The sequence below is a fragment of the Saccharopolyspora cebuensis genome (assembly GCF_039542665.1).
GTDB lineage: Bacteria > Actinomycetota > Actinomycetes > Mycobacteriales > Pseudonocardiaceae > Saccharopolyspora > Saccharopolyspora cebuensis.
This window is the reverse complement of record NZ_BAABII010000019.1, coordinates 149,171-165,302: the sequence shown is the minus strand read 5'-3', so window position 1 is coordinate 165,302 and position 16,132 is coordinate 149,171. Positions and strand designations below refer to the sequence as shown.

General features: G+C 73.2%; 15 protein-coding genes. 8 read left to right on the top strand and 7 right to left on the bottom strand.

The annotated features are described in order from the left end of the window. Nucleotides 1-81 precede the first annotated feature (81 nt). The 5 genes from ABD976_RS26005 to ABD976_RS25985 are packed head-to-tail and all read left to right on the top strand — an operon-like array spanning nucleotide 82 to nucleotide 4,858. On the top strand, nucleotides 82-1,056 hold the full coding sequence (locus ABD976_RS26005) for a LacI family DNA-binding transcriptional regulator (protein ID WP_345367827.1): 975 nt from the start codon (nucleotides 82-84) through the stop codon (nucleotides 1,054-1,056). Beyond that, a complete protein-coding gene (locus ABD976_RS26000) occupies nucleotides 1,053-2,093 on the top strand; it encodes a class I mannose-6-phosphate isomerase (protein WP_345367700.1) in 1,041 nt (346 codons plus the stop codon). The genes ABD976_RS26005 and ABD976_RS26000 overlap by 4 nt, the downstream gene beginning before the upstream one ends. A gap of 15 nt (nucleotides 2,094-2,108) precedes the next feature. Continuing rightward, nucleotides 2,109-2,867 (top strand): ATP-binding cassette domain-containing protein, encoded by a 759-nt coding sequence (locus tag ABD976_RS25995; protein WP_345367699.1) that lies wholly within the window; start codon nucleotides 2,109-2,111, stop codon nucleotides 2,865-2,867. Further along, nucleotides 2,867-3,850, top strand: coding sequence for an ABC transporter permease (locus ABD976_RS25990; RefSeq protein WP_345367698.1), 984 nt, complete (start codon nucleotides 2,867-2,869; stop codon nucleotides 3,848-3,850). The genes ABD976_RS25995 and ABD976_RS25990 overlap by 1 nt, the downstream gene beginning before the upstream one ends. 27 nt (nucleotides 3,851-3,877) lie before the next feature. Further along, entirely contained in the window at nucleotides 3,878-4,858 is a 981-nt protein-coding gene (locus tag ABD976_RS25985; protein WP_345367697.1) for an ABC transporter substrate-binding protein, read from the top strand. A gap of 345 nt (nucleotides 4,859-5,203) precedes the next feature. Here ABD976_RS25985 and ABD976_RS25980 read toward each other — a convergent pair whose 3' ends face one another. Then, the gene (locus ABD976_RS25980) at nucleotides 5,204-5,389 is read right to left on the bottom strand and encodes a hypothetical protein (RefSeq protein ID WP_345367696.1); all 186 of its coding nucleotides are present in this window, start codon (nucleotides 5,387-5,389) and stop codon (nucleotides 5,204-5,206) included. Between the two features lie 78 nt (nucleotides 5,390-5,467). Here ABD976_RS25980 and ABD976_RS25975 point away from each other — a divergent pair, with 78 nt between their 5' ends. Then, the gene (locus tag ABD976_RS25975) at nucleotides 5,468-6,784 is read left to right on the top strand and encodes a DNA polymerase IV (protein WP_345367695.1); all 1,317 of its coding nucleotides are present in this window, start codon (nucleotides 5,468-5,470) and stop codon (nucleotides 6,782-6,784) included. Nucleotides 6,785-7,000: 216 nt separating this feature from the next. Here ABD976_RS25975 and ABD976_RS25970 read toward each other — a convergent pair whose 3' ends face one another. From ABD976_RS25970 to ABD976_RS25960, 3 genes are all read right to left on the bottom strand, one after another. After that, complete coding sequence (locus ABD976_RS25970) at nucleotides 7,001-7,750, bottom strand: hypothetical protein (protein ID WP_345367694.1); 750 nt, start codon at nucleotides 7,748-7,750, stop codon at nucleotides 7,001-7,003. Between the two features lie 49 nt (nucleotides 7,751-7,799). Then, nucleotides 7,800-8,987 carry an acetyl-CoA C-acetyltransferase gene (locus ABD976_RS25965; RefSeq protein ID WP_345367693.1) on the bottom strand — a complete coding sequence of 396 codons (1,188 nt, stop codon included), beginning with the start codon at nucleotides 8,985-8,987 and terminating at the stop codon, nucleotides 7,800-7,802. A 168-nt stretch (nucleotides 8,988-9,155) separates the two neighbouring features. Beyond that, on the bottom strand, nucleotides 9,156-10,157 hold the full coding sequence (locus tag ABD976_RS25960) for a hypothetical protein (RefSeq protein ID WP_345367692.1): 1,002 nt from the start codon (nucleotides 10,155-10,157) through the stop codon (nucleotides 9,156-9,158). Between the two features lie 153 nt (nucleotides 10,158-10,310). Here ABD976_RS25960 and mce point away from each other — a divergent pair, with 153 nt between their 5' ends. Next, nucleotides 10,311-10,748 (top strand): methylmalonyl-CoA epimerase, encoded by a 438-nt coding sequence (gene mce / locus ABD976_RS25955; protein ID WP_345367691.1) that lies wholly within the window; start codon nucleotides 10,311-10,313, stop codon nucleotides 10,746-10,748. 269 nt (nucleotides 10,749-11,017) lie between these two features. Here the strand turns inward: mce and ABD976_RS25950 are convergent, their stop codons facing one another. The 3 genes from ABD976_RS25950 to ABD976_RS25940 all read right to left on the bottom strand — a co-directional run bounded on the left by ABD976_RS25950 (nucleotide 11,018) and on the right by ABD976_RS25940 (nucleotide 14,489). Next, entirely contained in the window at nucleotides 11,018-13,405 is a 2,388-nt protein-coding gene (locus tag ABD976_RS25950) for a penicillin acylase family protein (RefSeq protein WP_345367690.1), read from the bottom strand. Nucleotides 13,406-13,476: 71 nt separating this feature from the next. Next, nucleotides 13,477-14,010, bottom strand: coding sequence for a TetR/AcrR family transcriptional regulator (locus ABD976_RS25945; RefSeq protein WP_345367689.1), 534 nt, complete (start codon nucleotides 14,008-14,010; stop codon nucleotides 13,477-13,479). 95 nt (nucleotides 14,011-14,105) lie between these two features. Beyond that, nucleotides 14,106-14,489 (bottom strand): SPW repeat protein, encoded by a 384-nt coding sequence (locus ABD976_RS25940; protein ID WP_345367688.1) that lies wholly within the window; start codon nucleotides 14,487-14,489, stop codon nucleotides 14,106-14,108. Nucleotides 14,490-14,669: 180 nt separating this feature from the next. Here ABD976_RS25940 and ABD976_RS25935 point away from each other — a divergent pair, with 180 nt between their 5' ends. After that, the gene (locus ABD976_RS25935; RefSeq protein ID WP_345367687.1) at nucleotides 14,670-16,130 is read left to right on the top strand and encodes a M protein; all 1,461 of its coding nucleotides are present in this window, start codon (nucleotides 14,670-14,672) and stop codon (nucleotides 16,128-16,130) included. Nucleotides 16,131-16,132: the final 2 nt, after the last annotated feature.

Sequence of the window (16,132 nt, the reverse complement as noted above, 5' to 3'; positions counted from 1 at the left end):
TGACAGTGATCCACGGGATGCGGTGCAATGCCGCTCACCATGACAACGTTGTCGCACCGGCCGTCCGGCAAGCGCGCCACGATGAGCGACGTGGCGCGGCTCGCCGGGGTGAGCGTGAAGACGGTCTCCCGCGTGGTCAACGCGGAGGCCGGGGTGCAGCCCGCGACGGCCGAGCGGGTGTCCGAGGCGATCGCCCGGCTCGGCTTCTCCCGCAACCTCGGCGCCCGCGACCTGCGGCGCGGGGTCGGCACCGGGATGGTCGGGCTGGTCGTCGAGGACGTCGGCAACCCCTTCTACTCGCTGCTGACCCGCGCGGTGGAGGAGGTCGCCCGGGCTCGCGGACGGCGGGTGCTCACCGGTTCCTCCGACGAGGACCCCGCGGGCGAACGCGAGCTGGTCCGGGAGTTCTGCGCCCGCCGGGTCGACGGGCTGCTGGTCGTCCCGGCCGGTCGCGAGCACGGCTACCTGCGCGCGGAGATCGACGCGGGCACGCCGGTGGTGTTCGTCGACCGCCCCGCCGGGGACCTGGACGCCGACACGGTGCTGCTCGACGACGCGGGCGGCACCGAGCAGGCGGTGCACCACCTGGTCGGGCGAGGGCACCGGCGGATCGGCTTCCTCGGTGACGATCCCGCGATCCACACCGCCGCCGAGCGGCTGCGGGGCTACCGCAGCGGGCTGCACCGGGCGGGGATCGCGGCCGATCCGGTGCTGACCGCGATGGGCCCGCACACCGCCGAGTCGGTCCGCGCCGCGCTCACCGGCCCGCTGCGCCCGGCGACCGCCGTGATCACCGGGAACAACCGGATCACGGTGCACCTGCTGCGCGTGCTCGCGGGCGCGCAGCGGCGTCCCGCGCTCGTCGGCTTCGACGATTTCGAACTGGCCGACCTGGTGGACCCGCCGGTCACCGTGATCACCCACGACACCCGCGAACTCGGCCGCACGGCCGCCGAGCTGCTGTTCAGCCGGCTCGACGGGGACACCGCACCGGCGCGGCACCTCGTCATCCCGACCCGGCTGCTGCCCCGACGATCCGGAGAGGTTTCCCCGTGACTGCCCACACCCCCGCGACCGGCGCGCCGATCGAGCTGCCCGCGAACCAGCCGCAGCAGTTCTACCGGGGTGGCGCGTCGATCGCCGCGCTGCGCGGCGCGCCCGAGCGGGACTACGGCCCGGAGGACTGGGTCGCGTCCACGACGACCCGGTTCGGCCAAGCCGAAGCGGGGCTGTCCCGGCTGCCCGACGGGCGCCTGCTGCGCGATGCCGTGCAGGCCGATCCGCGGGGCTGGCTGGGCGAGGAGCACGTCGCCGCGTTCGGCGACAGCACCGCACTGCTGGTCAAGCTCCTCGACGCGGGCCAGCGCCTGCCGGTGCACTGCCACCCGTCGGACCGCTTCGCCCAGCAGCACCTCGGCTCCCGGTTCGGCAAGACCGAGGCGTGGATCGTGATCGGCACCTCCGGCGCGAATCCCGTGGTGTACTGCGGTTTCCGCCAGGACGCCGACCCGGCCGCGGTGCAGCGGTGGGTGGCGACCCAGGATTCCTCCGCGCTGCTGGGCTCGCTCAACGAGATCCCGGTGCGCGCCGGGGACACCGTGCACGTCCCGGCGGGCACCCCGCACGCGATCGGCCCCGGGGTGTTCCTCGTCGAGCTCCAGCAGCCGACCGACTTCTCCGTCACGCTGGAGTGGAGCGGCTTCCTCGCCGACGCGGAGCAGGCGTTCCTCGGGCTCGACCGGGAAACCGCGCTGCGCACGCTCAACCACCGCGGCTTCGGCGACGACCTGCTGACCTCGCTGATCAAGCGCACCGGTGACGACCCGGCAGCCCGGGTGCCGCTGCTGTCCGAGCAGGCCGACGAGTTCTTCCACGCCGAGCGGCTGCGCGCGGAATCGCGGAACGGCGGCATCGAGCTGGATCCGTCGTTCAGCGTGCTGGTGGTCCTCGACGGCACCGGAACGCTGCGCACCGAGCACGGCGCGGTGCCGCTGCGCCCCGGCGGCACGCTCGTCGTCCCGCACGGCGCGGGCGCGGCCACCGTCGAAGGCGACCTGACCGCCGTGCGCTGCAGACCACCCCGCATCGGCTGACCCGACGGAGGCGAGATGACCGCACCGCTGCTCGAAGCCCGCGACCTGGTGAAGCGCTACGGCGGCGTCGAGGCGCTGCGCGGTGCGGCGTTCACCGCCCACCCCGGTGAGGTCGTCGCGCTCATCGGCGACAACGGGGCGGGCAAGTCCACGTTGGTCCAGTGCCTGTCCGGGGTGGAGCGTCCCGACTCCGGGCAGGTGCTGGTGGACGGGCGGCCGGTCGTCCTCGACTCCCCCACCGCCGCCCGCGCCCACGGCATCGAAACCGCCTACCAGGACCTCGCGGTGGCCCCGGACCTCGATCCGGCGGCGAACCTGTTCCTCGGCCGGGAACTGCGCCGCCGCGGGGTGCTGGGCCGGCTCGGGATGCTCGACCACACCGCGATGCGCGCCCAGGCCGCCGAGCGGTTCGCCGCGTTCGGCGTCGAGCTGCCCGATCTCGCGGTGCCGACCGGGTCGCTGTCCGGCGGGCAGCGGCAGAGCGTCGCGGTGGCCCGGTCGGTGGCCTGGGCCGACCGGCTGGTGTTCCTCGACGAACCCACCGCCGCGCTCGGCGTGGTGCAGCGCGAACGGGTCCTCGACGTGGTCCGGCGGGTCCGGGATTCGGGCATCGCGGTGGTGCTGATCAGCCACAACATGCCCGAGGTCCGGTCGGTAGCCGACCGCGTCGAGGTGCTGCGGCTGGGCAGGCGGGTGGCCCGCTTCCGGGCCGCCGAGACGTCGCTGGAGGAACTCGTCGGCGCCATGACCGGCGCCCTGTCCCAGGAGGACTGATGCGCCGCAGGCCGACCGCCTCTCCCACGCTGTGGACCGGACTGGTCCTGATCGGGCTGTGCGCGCTGTTCAGCCTGCTGCGACCGGCCGCGTTCCCGACCCTCTACAACGCGCAGACGCTGCTGGTGCAGGCGGGGCCGCTGCTGCTGCTCGCGGTGGGCATGACCTTCGTGATCATCACCTCCGGGATCGACCTGTCGGTGGGATCGGTGCTGGTGTTCTCCGGTGTCGTGTCCGCCAAGACGATGGAAGCCCTCGGCGGGGGCGACGCGACCGACCTCGGTTGGGGCGCGATCGGTGTCGGCCTCCTCGTCGCGCTGGCCGGCGGCGCCCTGTGGGGCGTGCTCAACGGGCTGCTCGTGGCGGTGGCGCGGGTGCCCGCGCTGATCGTCACGCTCGGCTCGTTCGGGGCGGCGCTCGGCGCCGCGCAACTGCTCACCAACGGCGTGGACGTGCGCACCGTGCCCAGCGCGCTGCGGCTGACCTTCGGCACCGGCACCTCGTTCGCCGTGGTCCCCAACCTGGTGCTGGTGGTGGCTGCCGTGACCCTGCTGGCGGCGTGGCTGCTGCGCACCACCCGGTTCGGCCGCCACACCTACGCCATCGGGTCCAACGCCGAAGCGGCGCGGCGCGCGGGCATCCGGGTCACCCGCCACCTGGTGCAGGTCTACGCGCTGAGCGGGCTGCTCGCCGGGCTGGCCGGATTCCTGTCGTTGGCCTACTTCGGCACCACCACGATCAGCGGGCACAGCAACGACAACCTCAACGCCATCGCCGCGGTGGTGCTCGGCGGCACGAGCCTGTTCGGCGGCATCGGCAGCGTCCTCGGCAGCGTCATCGGGGTGTTCATCCCCGCGGTGCTCGACACCGGGTTCGTCATGGTCGGGGTGCAGCCGTTCTGGCAGCCCATCGCGGTCGGCGCGGTGCTCGTCGCGGCGGTGTGGTGGGACCAGCGGCGACGGCGGGCCCGCGCAGGGCGGTAGACGGCACGACGACGTGTGGAGGATGCGATGAGGACCCACCAGATCGCGGCGCTGCTCACCGGCGCGCTGCTGCTGACCGGCTGCGGCAGCGGGCAGATCGGCGACACCGGCGGCGCGGCGACCGACCCCGGCAACGAGCGGCTCGTGCTCATCACCGGGATGCGCGGCGAGCCGTTCTACGTCTCGATGGAATGCGCGGCCGAGGCGGAGGCCGCCGCGCAGGGCTACGAGCTCAACGCGCAAGCGCCCGAACGCTTCGAGCAGGCCGAGCAGTCCCAGATCCTCGGCAGCGCGATCAGCACCCGTCCCGGCGCGGTCATCATCGCCCCCACCGACGACCAGGCGCTCGCCGCGCCGCTGCGCCAAGCCAAGAACAACGGGATCCAGGTCGTCGAGGTCGACACCGCGCTGGCGGACCGCTCGATCGCCGTCAGCTCGCTGTCCTCCGACAACTACGCCGGCGGCAGGCTCGCCGCACGCACCCTCGCCGAGCTCACCGCCGGACGACCCGGCTCGGTGCTCGCGCTCAACACCAAGGCGGGCACCTCCACCACCGACGCGCGCGTCGCCGGCTTCGAGGACGAGATCCGCGAACACCACCCGCACCTGACGCTGCTGCCCAGCCAGTACACCGACAACGAACCCGCCACCGCCGCGCAGGTCGTCTCGGCGACCCTCGGCGCCCACCCGGACCTCGTCGGGGTGTTCGGCTCCAACCTCAACACCGGGGAAGGCGCCGCCACCGCCCTGGCCAACGCAGGCCGCTCCGGCGACGTGCCGCTCGTCGGTTTCGACGCGAGCCCCAAGCAGGTGGAGGACCTGCGCAACGGCCGGGTGCAGGCGCTCATCGCGCAGGACCCGGCCCGGATCGGGCGCGAAGGCGTGCGGCGCGCGATCGCCGCGATCAAGGGCGAACCCGTCGAGCGGGAGACCAAGACCCCGATGATCGCCCTCACCCGCGACACCATGGACGAGCAGTCGGAGTTCTTCTACCGCTCCCGGTGCTGAGGTGGCAGCAGGGGAACCTTCCTGTCACGGGTGGGAGGAAAGTTCCCCTGCTGTCACTGGTGGGAGGAAAGTTCCCCTGCTGTCACTGGTGACAGGAAGGCGCCTCTGTTGCCAGAGGTGACAGGAAAGTTCCCCTGCTGCCATTGGTGACAGGAAGGCGTCCCTGCTGCCATCGGTGACAGAAAGGCGTCCCTGCTGCCATGAGTGACAGGAAGGCACCCCTGCTGCCATCGGTGACAGGAAGGTTCCCCTGCTGCCACGTCACGAGGCCGCACGAGAGCGCAGCGGCGGTGCGGGAGAGCGGCGCGAGGCCGCGTTGATGCGTCGGGGCGCGGGCGTCAGCGCTCAGGAGTCGTCGCGCGGCTCGTCGGGGGTGTCGTCGTCCGGCTGGTCGCGCTTCGGCGGCGCGAGGAACACCACACCGCTGTCGAGGTCGAGCGGTCCCCCCGGGTCGTGGCCCCGCGAGATACCGCCCTGGTCACCGTCGTGCCGGAGCTTGCGCCCGGGAACCAGCTCGCCGTAGGAAGCCATGACCCCACCGTAACCCCATCGTGGGCGGTCGCGACTGGTGCGAACGTGCTGTCGGGGCCATCCCGTTGAATGGAGGGCATGCGGAGGTGGGTGCTGCACATGGACATGGACGCGTTCTTCGCGTCCGTGGAGCAGCTCACCCGTCCCACGACGCGGGGCCGACCGGTGCTCGTCGGCGGCCTCGGACCGCGCGGCACCGTCGCCGGGGCCAGCTACGAGGCGCGCGAGTACGGCGCCCGCTCGGCGATGCCGATGGCCGAGGCGAGGCGTCGCTGCCCACCCGCGATCGTGCTGCCGCCCAGGTTCCGCGTGTACCAGGCGGTGAGCGCCGACGTGCTGGCCATCGTGCGGGAGTCCTCCTCGGTGATGGAGCAGGTCTCGATCGACGAGGCGTTCCTGGAGCCTCCCGACCTCGGCGGCGCCGAGACCGAGGAGGTCGAGCGCTTCGCCGCCGCGTTGCGCGGTCGGGTCCACCGCGAAGTCGGGGTGAACGCTTCGATCGGCGCCGGGGCGGGCAAGCAATTGGCCAAGATCGCCTCCGGGCTCGCCAAACCCGACGGAATGCTGGTGGTCCCGCCCGAGGAGCAGCTCCCGCTGCTGTCCGGGTTGCCGGTGCGCTCGATGTGGGGCGTCGGTCCGGTCACCGAAGGCAAGCTGCACCGCATCGGCGTCAGCACCATCGGGGAGTTCGCCGCGCTGCACCTCAACGACGTCACCGCGTTGCTGGGGCAGGCCCACGGCGCCGAACTGCACCGGTTGGCGCACGGGCTCGACGACCACGCCGTCGCCGAACGAGCCGAGGCCAAGCAGGTCAGCGCCGAAACCACCTTCGACGTGGACGTCACCGATCCGATCCGGCTCGCGGTCGAGGTGGACGGGATGGCCGCCAACGCCCACCGCCGGCTGGCTTCCTCGGGGCGCGCGGCGCGAACCGTGACGGTCAAGGTCCGCGACTCCGACTTCACGACGATCAGCCGGGCGGAAACCCTGCCTTCGGCGACCAGCGACCGCGCCGTGCTCGGTGCCGCCGCCCGCCGCCTGGTGGGGATCGCGGTGCCGCCGGGAACGCCTGTCCGGCTCGTCGGCGTGTCCTACTCGGGACTGGCCACCTCCGAGCAGGAACCGCTGTTCCAACACCCGGCGGAACGCACCAGCGAGGCGGCCGCACCGCCCGCCGCCGAGCCGGAATCCGACGCCCCGCAGCCTCGTCCCTGGCGGGCCGGGGACGACGTGGCGCACCCCGAGCACGGGCATGGCTGGGTGCAGGGCGCCGGGCACGGGCGGGTCACCGTGCGCTTCGAGACGGCGGTGACGGGGCGCGGCGTGGCGCGCACCTTCGCCGCCGACGACCCGTTGCTCACCGATGCCGACCCGCTTGCCAGCCTCGGGCGGTGACCGCGCGGCCGTGGCAGCAGGGGAACTTCCCTGTCACTGGTGACAGCAGGGCCACTTTTCTCCCACACGTGACAGGAGGGGAACCTTCCTCTTACCCATGGCAGCAGGGGAACTTTCCTGTCACCGGTGACAACAGGGCCACTTTTCTCCCACACGTGACAGGAGGGGAACCTTCCTGTCACCCGTGACAACAGGGCCACTTTCCTCCCACCCCGGTCACTCCGGCGCGGGCGACTCCCGGCGGTACTGCCCGACCCACTTGCGGGGCGCGACGGTCTGCACGGCGCCTTCGAGGCTCCGCGACAGGCGGCTGAAGGGCGGCAGGTGGAAGCGGTAGCGCTCACCGGGCAGCCCGGGCATCGACGGCCGCTCCTGCACCCGCCAGCGCTCCCACTCCGGGTGCCGGGCGGCGAATCCGGGGTCGGCGGGGTAGAACTCCAGCGCCTGCCTGCGTTCCGGGTGCACGGGGCGGCCGTGCTGGATCCAGGGCAGGGTGCCGATGCCGATGGCGGAGATCTCGTCCCAGGCGACGCCGAACACCTCACCCTTGGTGCGGGCGTAGAAACCGTTGCGGTCGAACAGGAATCCCCGGCTGTTGAGCATCCCGCGGGCGCTGAGCAGGAACCCGATGAACAGGATGCCGGACACGAGCTGCGCGATCCACACCCCGACACCCGCGCGACCGGCTGCGATCACCGCGGCGCACAGGACGGCGACGAGACCGCTGAGGCCGCCGCCGATGAGCATGAGCCGGAAGCTGCTCGCGCTGACGTCGACGTCCTGGGCGTCGGCGCTGAGCACCGTGGGCACCGGCTGGCTCGGCCCGGCGGGGGCGCGCGTCGGTTGCGCGGCGTGATCGGAGGTGTAGCGCGCGGTCCCCTGGTCACCCACCGCACCGCGCCGCACCGTCGTGCGTTCCGGGTCCGGACGATCAGCTCGTTGCCAGCCACCTGGAAGCCACTTCATGTCTCCCAGGGTAGCGAGACCGGAACGGTCCGATCACGTTCGGCTCCGGTCAGCCGCGCGGGACCTCGATGAGCAGCGCATCGCCCTGCCCACCACCGCCGCACAGCGCCGCGGCCCCGGTCCCGCCGCCGCGCCGCTTGAGCTCCAGCGCGAGGTGCAGGGCCAGCCGGGCACCCGACATGCCGATGGGGTGGCCGAGCGCGATGGCACCGCCGTTGACGTTGACGACGTCCTCGCCGAGACCGAGCTCGCGGGCGGAGACCAGACCGACGGCGGCGAAAGCTTCGTTGATCTCGACCAGATCGAGCGCGGCGGCGTCGATTCCCGCCTTGGCGCAAGCGGTCTTGATCGCGTTGGACGGCTGCTCGTGCAGGCTCGCGTCGGGGCCGGCGACGACGCCGTGGGCACCGATCTCGGCGAGCCAGTCGAGCCCGAGCTCCTCGGCCTTGGCCTTGCTCATCACGACGACGGCGGCAGCACCGTCGGAGATCTGCGAGGCCGAACCGGCGGTGATGGTCCCGTCGGCGGCGAAGGCGGGCCGCAGCTTGCCGAGGGATTCGGCGGTGGTGTCGGCGCGCACCCCCTCGTCGGTGTCGACGACGACCGGATCGCCCTTGCGCCGGGGCACCTCGACCGGGGTGATCTCGTCGGCGAACACCCCGCGCTCGGCGGCGGCCGCGGCCCGCTGGTGCGACCGGGCGGCGAAGGCGTCCTGCTCCTCGCGGGTCAGCTCGTAGCGCGCGTTGTGCTTCTCGGTGGACAGGCCCATCGCGACCTGGTCGAAGGCGCAGAACAGCCCGTCGTGGGCCATGTGGTCGAGCAGCTGCGCGTCGCCGTACTTGAAGCCCTCGCGGGAGCCCGTGAGCAGGTGCGGGGCCTGGGTCATGGATTCCTGGCCACCGGCGACGACCACGTCGAACTCACCGGCGCGGATGAGCTGGTCGGCCAGCGCGATGGCGTCGAGCCCGGACAGGCACACCTTGTTGATGCTCAGCGCCGGCACGCCCATCGGGATGCCCGCCGCCACGGCGGCCTGGCGGGCCGGGATCTGCCCCGCACCGGCGGTCAGCACCTGGCCCATGATCGTGTACTGCACCTGCTCCGGAGCGACCCCGGCGCGTTCCAGCGCCGCCCGGATGGCGAACCCGCCGAGCTGGGCACCCGAGAAGTCCTTGAGCGAGCCGAGCAAGCGGCCCATCGGGGTCCGCGCTCCCGCCACGATCACCGATGTACCCACTGCTTCCTCCCGGGTGTCGAGCTGCGTTGCCACTCACCATTCTGGGCCCGTGCGGGCCTCCGGGACCATACCCGGCACACCCCGCGGGCCTCTGTGACGCCCAACACGGCCCGGCGTCCGGCCGGAAGCGGCGACCGCTGACCACCGACCGCCCGGCGGGGCGAGCGCTCAGCAGCGGCCGCGCCCCGCGGTGGTGTCGCACAGATCGCTCTCAGCGGCCCAGGTCAGCGCGGTGCGCGCGTTGACCCCGAGGCGGCGGGACGCGGAGACGTCGGTGGCGGCCCCGGAGTCGGCGCTCAACCAGTAGCGCACCTCGTACGCCACGCCGCCCTCGGCGTGGCGGAACGCGTAGAAGGGGGCGGCCACCGGGGCCGGGCCGTAGCCCGGGGAGGTCCAGGCGCCCTCGCCCTCGGCGGCGGCCGGATCGACGTAGAGGCAGTCGTAGGCGGTGCCCTGGTAGGTGCAGCGACGCGGCTCCGCCCCGCCGTGCCGGGACGTCGCCCGGTCGGTGGTGACGCCCTCGGATCCCAGCCGGGCGAAGACGTCCTCGCACGCGCCGTCGTCGCAGGCGTGCCAGGGGCGCCAGGCGGCGGCGCGGGCCTCGGCCGCTCCGCGCCCGGCGGACCGGGCGGTGCAGTAGGCGGCGACGATGCCCGGTGCGACCTCCCGCGCGGCACTGCCCGCGTCGATGGCGGTGGCCGCGGTGACGTCGGCGCCGAGCCCGGCCGAGTCGAGCTGCCACATGCCGACACCGGGGTTGAAGAACAACCCGGGCGAACGCTGCTCCGGGTCGGCGAGGGCGGGCTGGTCGTCGTAGCGGGACAGCGTCATGGGCGAGGGCGCCGCCCCGGAGGGCGCGACCTCGGGCCAGGTCGGCGCGAGCACCAGGTGCGTGGCGGTGGTGGCGCTGATCGAACAGGTCGCGTCGGCCGCGGCGGCGGTGGCGGCGGATTCGACGGCGGCGAGCGGCTCGGCGCCGAACCGCAGCGGGCCCGCCTGCACCCACGCCCGCTCGCGGGTGAGCCGCTCGGCGGTCGGGTTGTCGCCGCCCCCGCCGGAGCGCACCCCGTCCCCGCCCGCGGCCCACCCCGTCGCGGGCGCCAGCAGCAGGGCCGCGAGGCCGCCCGCCAGCACCGCCCGCCGCCTCCGGAAGTCCCGACCTCCGACCATGACCGCTCCTCCCGCGTGGTCCGGCGACATCCTGATCGGGGCAAGAGTTGCCCGGCTCCGCCGTCCGGGCCAGTGGATCTTCGGGCTTTTCCCGCCTTCCCCGGGCTCGTTCGACGATCGTCACGGGGTGCGGGCGCGGGTTAGGCTCCTCCCATGCGCGCAGGTTTGAACGGCCTCGTCACCGCGATCGACCACGTCGGCATCGCCGTCGCCGACCTCGATGAGGCGATCGCCTTCCACCGCGACACCTTCGGGTTGGAGGTCGCCCACACGGAGGTCAACGAGGACCAAGGGGTCCGGGAGGCGATGCTGCGGGCGCCCGGTGCCGCAGCGGGCGGCGCCCAGGTGCAGTTGATCGCCCCGGTCAGCGCGGACTCGGCGATCGCGAAGTTCCTGGACCGCAACGGGCCCGGCTTGCAGCAGCTCGCCTACCGGGTGACCGACGTGCGGGCGGCGATGGACGCCCTGCGGGCGCAGGGACTGCGGCTGCTCTACGACGAACCGCGCCGGGGCACCGCGGGCAGCGCGATCAACTTCGTGCACCCCAAGGACGCCGGTGGCGTGCTCGTCGAACTCGTGGAACCGGCCTGATGTCGACCCGGTGCGCCGCGACGCCCTCGCGGCGCACCTGCTCGGCCGCTACTTCCCCGGCTCGCGCCGGACTGGTCGGGTCCCCGGCGCTCCGGCTCCGCCGACCACGGCCGGTGACAGCAGAGCCACTTTTCTCCCACCGGTGACAGCAGGGCCACTTTCCTCCCACCGGTGACAGCAGGGCCACTTTTCTCTCACCTGTGACAGCAGGGGAACCTTCCTCCCACCCGTGACAGGAAAGTTCCCCTGCTGCCACCAAGCCGCAGCCGTCACCCGGGCAGCAGGACGAACCGGCGCTCGGCGATCCGCTCCACCGCCGCCCTGCTGTAGGCCAGCGGGAAGTACTCCCCGGCGCGCCACGGCTCGGCCAGGTCCCGATAGTGCGGGCTGGCCGGATCCCCGGACTGCCCGGGCGCGTTGATCGCGACGGAACTGTCCCAGCCGCCGACGTCGAGCACCATCCGGAACGACGGGCCGTTGAGCTGCCGGAAGTCGGTGAGCTGGTAGCCGGACTGGTTGACCGTGTCGGGCGAGCCGCCGCGCGGCATCGGTCCGACGGTGAAGCGGCGGTCCTGCGCGTCGTCGAACGCATCGGCGGCGGGGTGCTCGAACAGCGTGTGCAGCAGCGATCCCCACGCCCACCGCCCTTGGCCCGGACCGAGCTTCTCGCGCACCTCGGCCACCGCCGAGGCGAGGCTGTCCAGCAGCAGCGCGTCGCGGGCCGCGGGGTCGCGCAGCCACCGCCCGGGGTGCTCAAGCTCCTCGAGCAGGACCAGGGTGTCCGGGGAGCCGATGTGCTGGGCCACGGTCGGCGCGGCCGCCACCACGAAGTCCGGGCCGAGGTGCTTGCCGAGCCAGACCTCGAACAGCGCTGCCGCTGCCGAGTCCGCCGATTCCACGCAGTCCCAGCCGCGGAGCAGCCGCACCGCCCGCGCCAGCCCGGCATCCCGCCCGTCCGGGTCCGGCAGCAGCGGGATGATCCGGCGCGCGGGCAGGCAGAGCTGGTCGAGCTGCAACTTCTGCGAGTCGGCCACCGAGTGCCTCGGTTGGCGGGACAGCACCTCGACGATCCGCTGGTGGCGGAACGGGTTGGTCCACTCGTAGCCGAGCCCGAGGTCCTGGTGGCTGGGCGGGAGGTTGAACTGGTTCGCGGTGGCGACGAACCCCTCGGGCGGGTTCAGCGACCGGGGCAGGTCGTCGCCGGAGCGGAAACCGTCCCACTCGTAGCGGCCGTCGCCGGGCACCGGCAGCAGCCCGTCGTAGCCGACCCGGTTGGGCGCCAGCCCGCCGGGGACCCACCCGATGTTGCCCGCGGTGTCGGCGTACACCTGGTTCTCGGTGGGCGCGCCCCAGTTGCGCATCGCGGCGGTGAACTCCTCGAAGCTGCGGGCCCGCATGTAGGCGATGCTGCCGAAGTACGGCGACATCCCGGGTTCCAGCCAGGCGGTGCGCACCGCGTAGGCGCGGTGCCGCTCGGCGTCGACGTGGATCACCGGGCCGTGCCTGGTGAAGGGCAGCTCGACGACCTCGGTGCCCCCGTCGCGCACCGGGACCTGCTCGCGCAGCACCACCATCGGCTCCCAGCCGTCGCGGTAGCGGTACCGGGAGTGGTCGGCCGGGTCGAGCTCGTAGACGTAGAGGTCCTCCTGGTCGACCGGGAAGATGGTGAGCCCGAACGCGATGGTGCCGTTGTGCCCGATGGAGATGCCGGGCAGCGCCGGCTCGCCCGCGCCGATCACGTCGAGCCCCGGCGCGGACAGGTGCGCCAGGTAGCGCAGCGAGGGCGCGGCGTAGGACCGGTGCGGGTCGTTGGCGAGCACCGGGCGTCCGGTGGCGGTGCGCGCGCCGCTGACCGCCCAGTTGTTGCTGCCCTCGGTGTGCATGTCGGGCAGCGGCTTCGGGCGCACCTCGCCGCCGGTGAACTCGACTTCCTGGACGGCCAGCGCGAACACGTCGAGCACCGCGTCCGGCAGCGCGCACGGGTCGAGCCCGTCGGGCACCACCGTCCGGTGCGCGGGTTGCAGCCCCTGCCGGACCAGGTCGGTGTCGACGTCGGCGCCGCAGGCCACCCGCGCTCGCTGCACCTCGCTGGCCAGGTTCCGGGTGAGCCCGTGGCTGCGGATGCGCACCACGTCGGCCGGTTCCCAGCGCGCCGGGCGGTAGCCGAGCAGCCCGAACTCCTCCGGCAGCGCCTCGGGGTGCGCCTCCAACCAGTCGAGGTAGGCGTTGATCCCGGCGGTGAAGCGGGTCGCGATGCGCTCGGCGTCCGGCGCGTAGCGGGACCACTCCGCCGCCATGTCGCCCCGGTACAGGAACAGCCGGGTGGCGCGGTCCTGCTCGACGTAGTCCGGGCCGAGCACCTCGGAGAGCAGCCCGAGACCGCGCCGCCGCCACAGGTCGATCTGGAACAGCCGCTCGCGGGCGGCGTTGAACCCCTGGGCGAGGAACACGTCGTCCTCGGTGGCGGCGTAGAGGTGCGGCACGCCGTAGCGGTCCTCCACCAGTTCCACCGGTGCGCTCAGCCCCGGCACCCGGTACCGCCCGTCCTCGCGGTCGGCGGCGCGCCCGGCCGGGCTCACCAACCCCGCCCCCGCTGCTCCCGCGACCGTCGCGACCATCCCCTGCCGCCGGGACAAGCGCACATCACCAAGGCCCACCACAACCCCTCCCCGCCGCCGACAGGGAGATTGTTCAGCGGTGGAAGGACTTTCACAAGGATGCACGTGGGTCACGCCGGGCGGGTCCGCCGCAGGGCGCGGGCGATGAACCCGATCTCCCGGTCCAGCCCGCAGCCTCCGCCGCAGGTGTTCCCCGCGCGCTGGTGCAGCGCCCGGGCCAGCAGCAACGCCGCCGCGTCGACGTCGGCATCACCTCCTCGGACGGGCAGCGCGGTGGCGATCACGGCGCGGATCTGCTCCACCAGGAGGCGGAACCGGCCTTGCAACGCGTCGCGCACGGCGGCGTGGGTGTCGGCTTCCCGCCACAGCACCCGGGCCACCGGGCGCGCGTCGAACTCGCGCACCAGGCGTCGCAGGCTGCCCGCCAGATCACCGCGCACCGCCACGTCGGGCACCGCCGGCTCCGGCAGCCCCTCGACGAGCGCGGTCAGCAGGTCCTGCTTGCGCCGGAAGTAGTAGTGGATCAAGCCCTTCGGGACTCCGGCCCGTTCGGCGATCCGGGACGTCGGCGTCGCATCGAAACCGCGTTCGGCGAACAGCTCGCCCGCCGCGGTGAGGATGCGCTCCCGCGCATCGTGCGACATCGCCCCTCCCCTCCTCGGGGAAGGGACCGCGCGACCTTTCGGCCGCGCGGTCGTGCGGAGCCCGGGACGGCGCGGAGCCGCCCGGGCGGCTGTCATCAGTGCTGGCCCGCCATGCCCCGCCGGTGCATCGAGCCGGCTTCGGGCAAGGCGGCGGCCCCCGCGAGCACCGTGAGCGCGCCGACGATCCAGGAGGTCCACGCCGCACCGGTCAGGTCCGCGTAACCCAGGACCCACGGTGCGATGAACATCAGCACGCCCAACGCCATGTGGACGTACTCGCTGGTCATCGAGCTCGGCATGGCCAGCGACCAAGCGCTGGCGATCACCAGCAGCGCACCGAGCACGATCATCGCCGACAGCGCACCGCCGTTGGTGGTGGTCCACAGGGTCGACAGGACGAGGTACGCGCCCAGCACCACCCCGAGCCAGTCCTGCCAGCGGACCCACGGCTTCGCGGTCGAACCGTTCGACTCAGCCACGTCGATCACCTCCACGAGGGTGTCGGACAAGTTCCAGGGTTCGCTTGGTCGGCCGACCGGTCAAGACGCCGCGACCGGGCCTTTGGTCCCCTCGTGCGGGCGACGACCACCACAGAAAAAGCCCCGGAAGACGGGGTGCGCGCTGCACGCGGACGTCGTCTTGCAGGTAGCTTGGGGAGCATGGGCCTTGCCGACGACCGCGATCTGCTGCCACTGGGCTCCGGCTTCGACCTCGCTCGGAAGAACGGGTACGACCGCGCACAGGTGGACGAACACCTGGAGCGCCTCGACGCCGACATCCGGATCCTCACCTCGGACCGCGATGCCGCCGTGTCGCAGGCCAGTGACCTCTCCAAGCAGTTGGAGGCGGCCCGCTCCGAGGTCGAGAACCTGCGCGGGCAGGTGGAACGCCTCGCCAAGCCGCCGACAACGCTGGAGGGCCTCAGCGAGCGGTTGCAGCGGATGCTGCGCCTCGCCCAGGACGAGGCCAACGACATCCGCTCCCGCGCGGAAGCCGACGCCGGCGAGGTCCGGCGGCGTTCCGAAGCCGAGGCAGGCTCCCTGCGCACCCGCTACGAGCAGCTCATCGCCGAGCTCGACAGCAGGCGCAGCGAGATGGAGACCGAGCACCGCACCCTCATCGAGGGCGCGAAGGCCGAGGCGGAGCGGATCACCCGCGAGGCCGAGGAGAACCGCAAGCGCTCCGACCAGGAGTCCGAGGCCCGGCGCACCCAGGTCGAGGAGGACTTCGAGATCGCCATGGCGGCCCGGCGCACCGAGTCCATGCGGTTGCTCGCCGAGCAGGAGACCACCAGCAAGAACGAAGCCGAGCGGCGCGTCCGCGAGGCCACCGAGGAGGCCAACCGGCGACTGCGGGAGGGCACCACCGAGGCGCACCGCCGGGTCCGCGAGGCCACCGAGGAGGCCAACCGCCTCACCCAGGAGACCAAGACCAAGGTCGACACCCTCACCCGCGAGTCCACCGAGGCCGCCGAGAAGCGCGAGAAGGACAGCATCGCCGCGGCCGAGAAGCGGGAGGCGGACAGCACCCGCGAGGCCGAGGAACGGATCGCCGCGGCCACCGAGAAGGCCACCACCATGGTCCGGGAGGCCACCGAGGAGGCCACCCGGGTCATCGACGACGGCCGGCGGGAGAGCAAGCGCCTGGTCAACGAGGCCCGCGCGGACGCCGAACGCCGCCTCGGCGCCACCACCGAGGAGTGCCAGCGGCGGCTGGCCAAGGCCGACGAGCACGTGCACTCGCTCACCGAGCTGCGCGACACCGTCGCCGCCAAGCTCCGCGACGCGGCCGGGCTGCTCGGCCAGACCACGCCCCTGCTGGAGCGGCTCGCCCAGGAGGACACCGAGGAGGCCAAGCTCCGCGAGACCGCGGCCGAGGCCCGCGAGCAGGCCCGCAAGGACGCCGAAGGGGCCGTCGCCGCCGACCGGCCCGACCAGGCCGCCCCCGCCGAGACCGCGGACAAGTCCGGGAAGACCGCCACCGACGGGCCCACCGAGAAGATCCGCCGGGACAAGATGCCCGGCTACAACCCGGAGGAGCCCACCCGGCGCATCCAGCTACCGGTGCCCGAGGAGCAGCCGCAGCGCAGCCACAGCGCCACCCGCGTCGAGAAGAGCTGAGC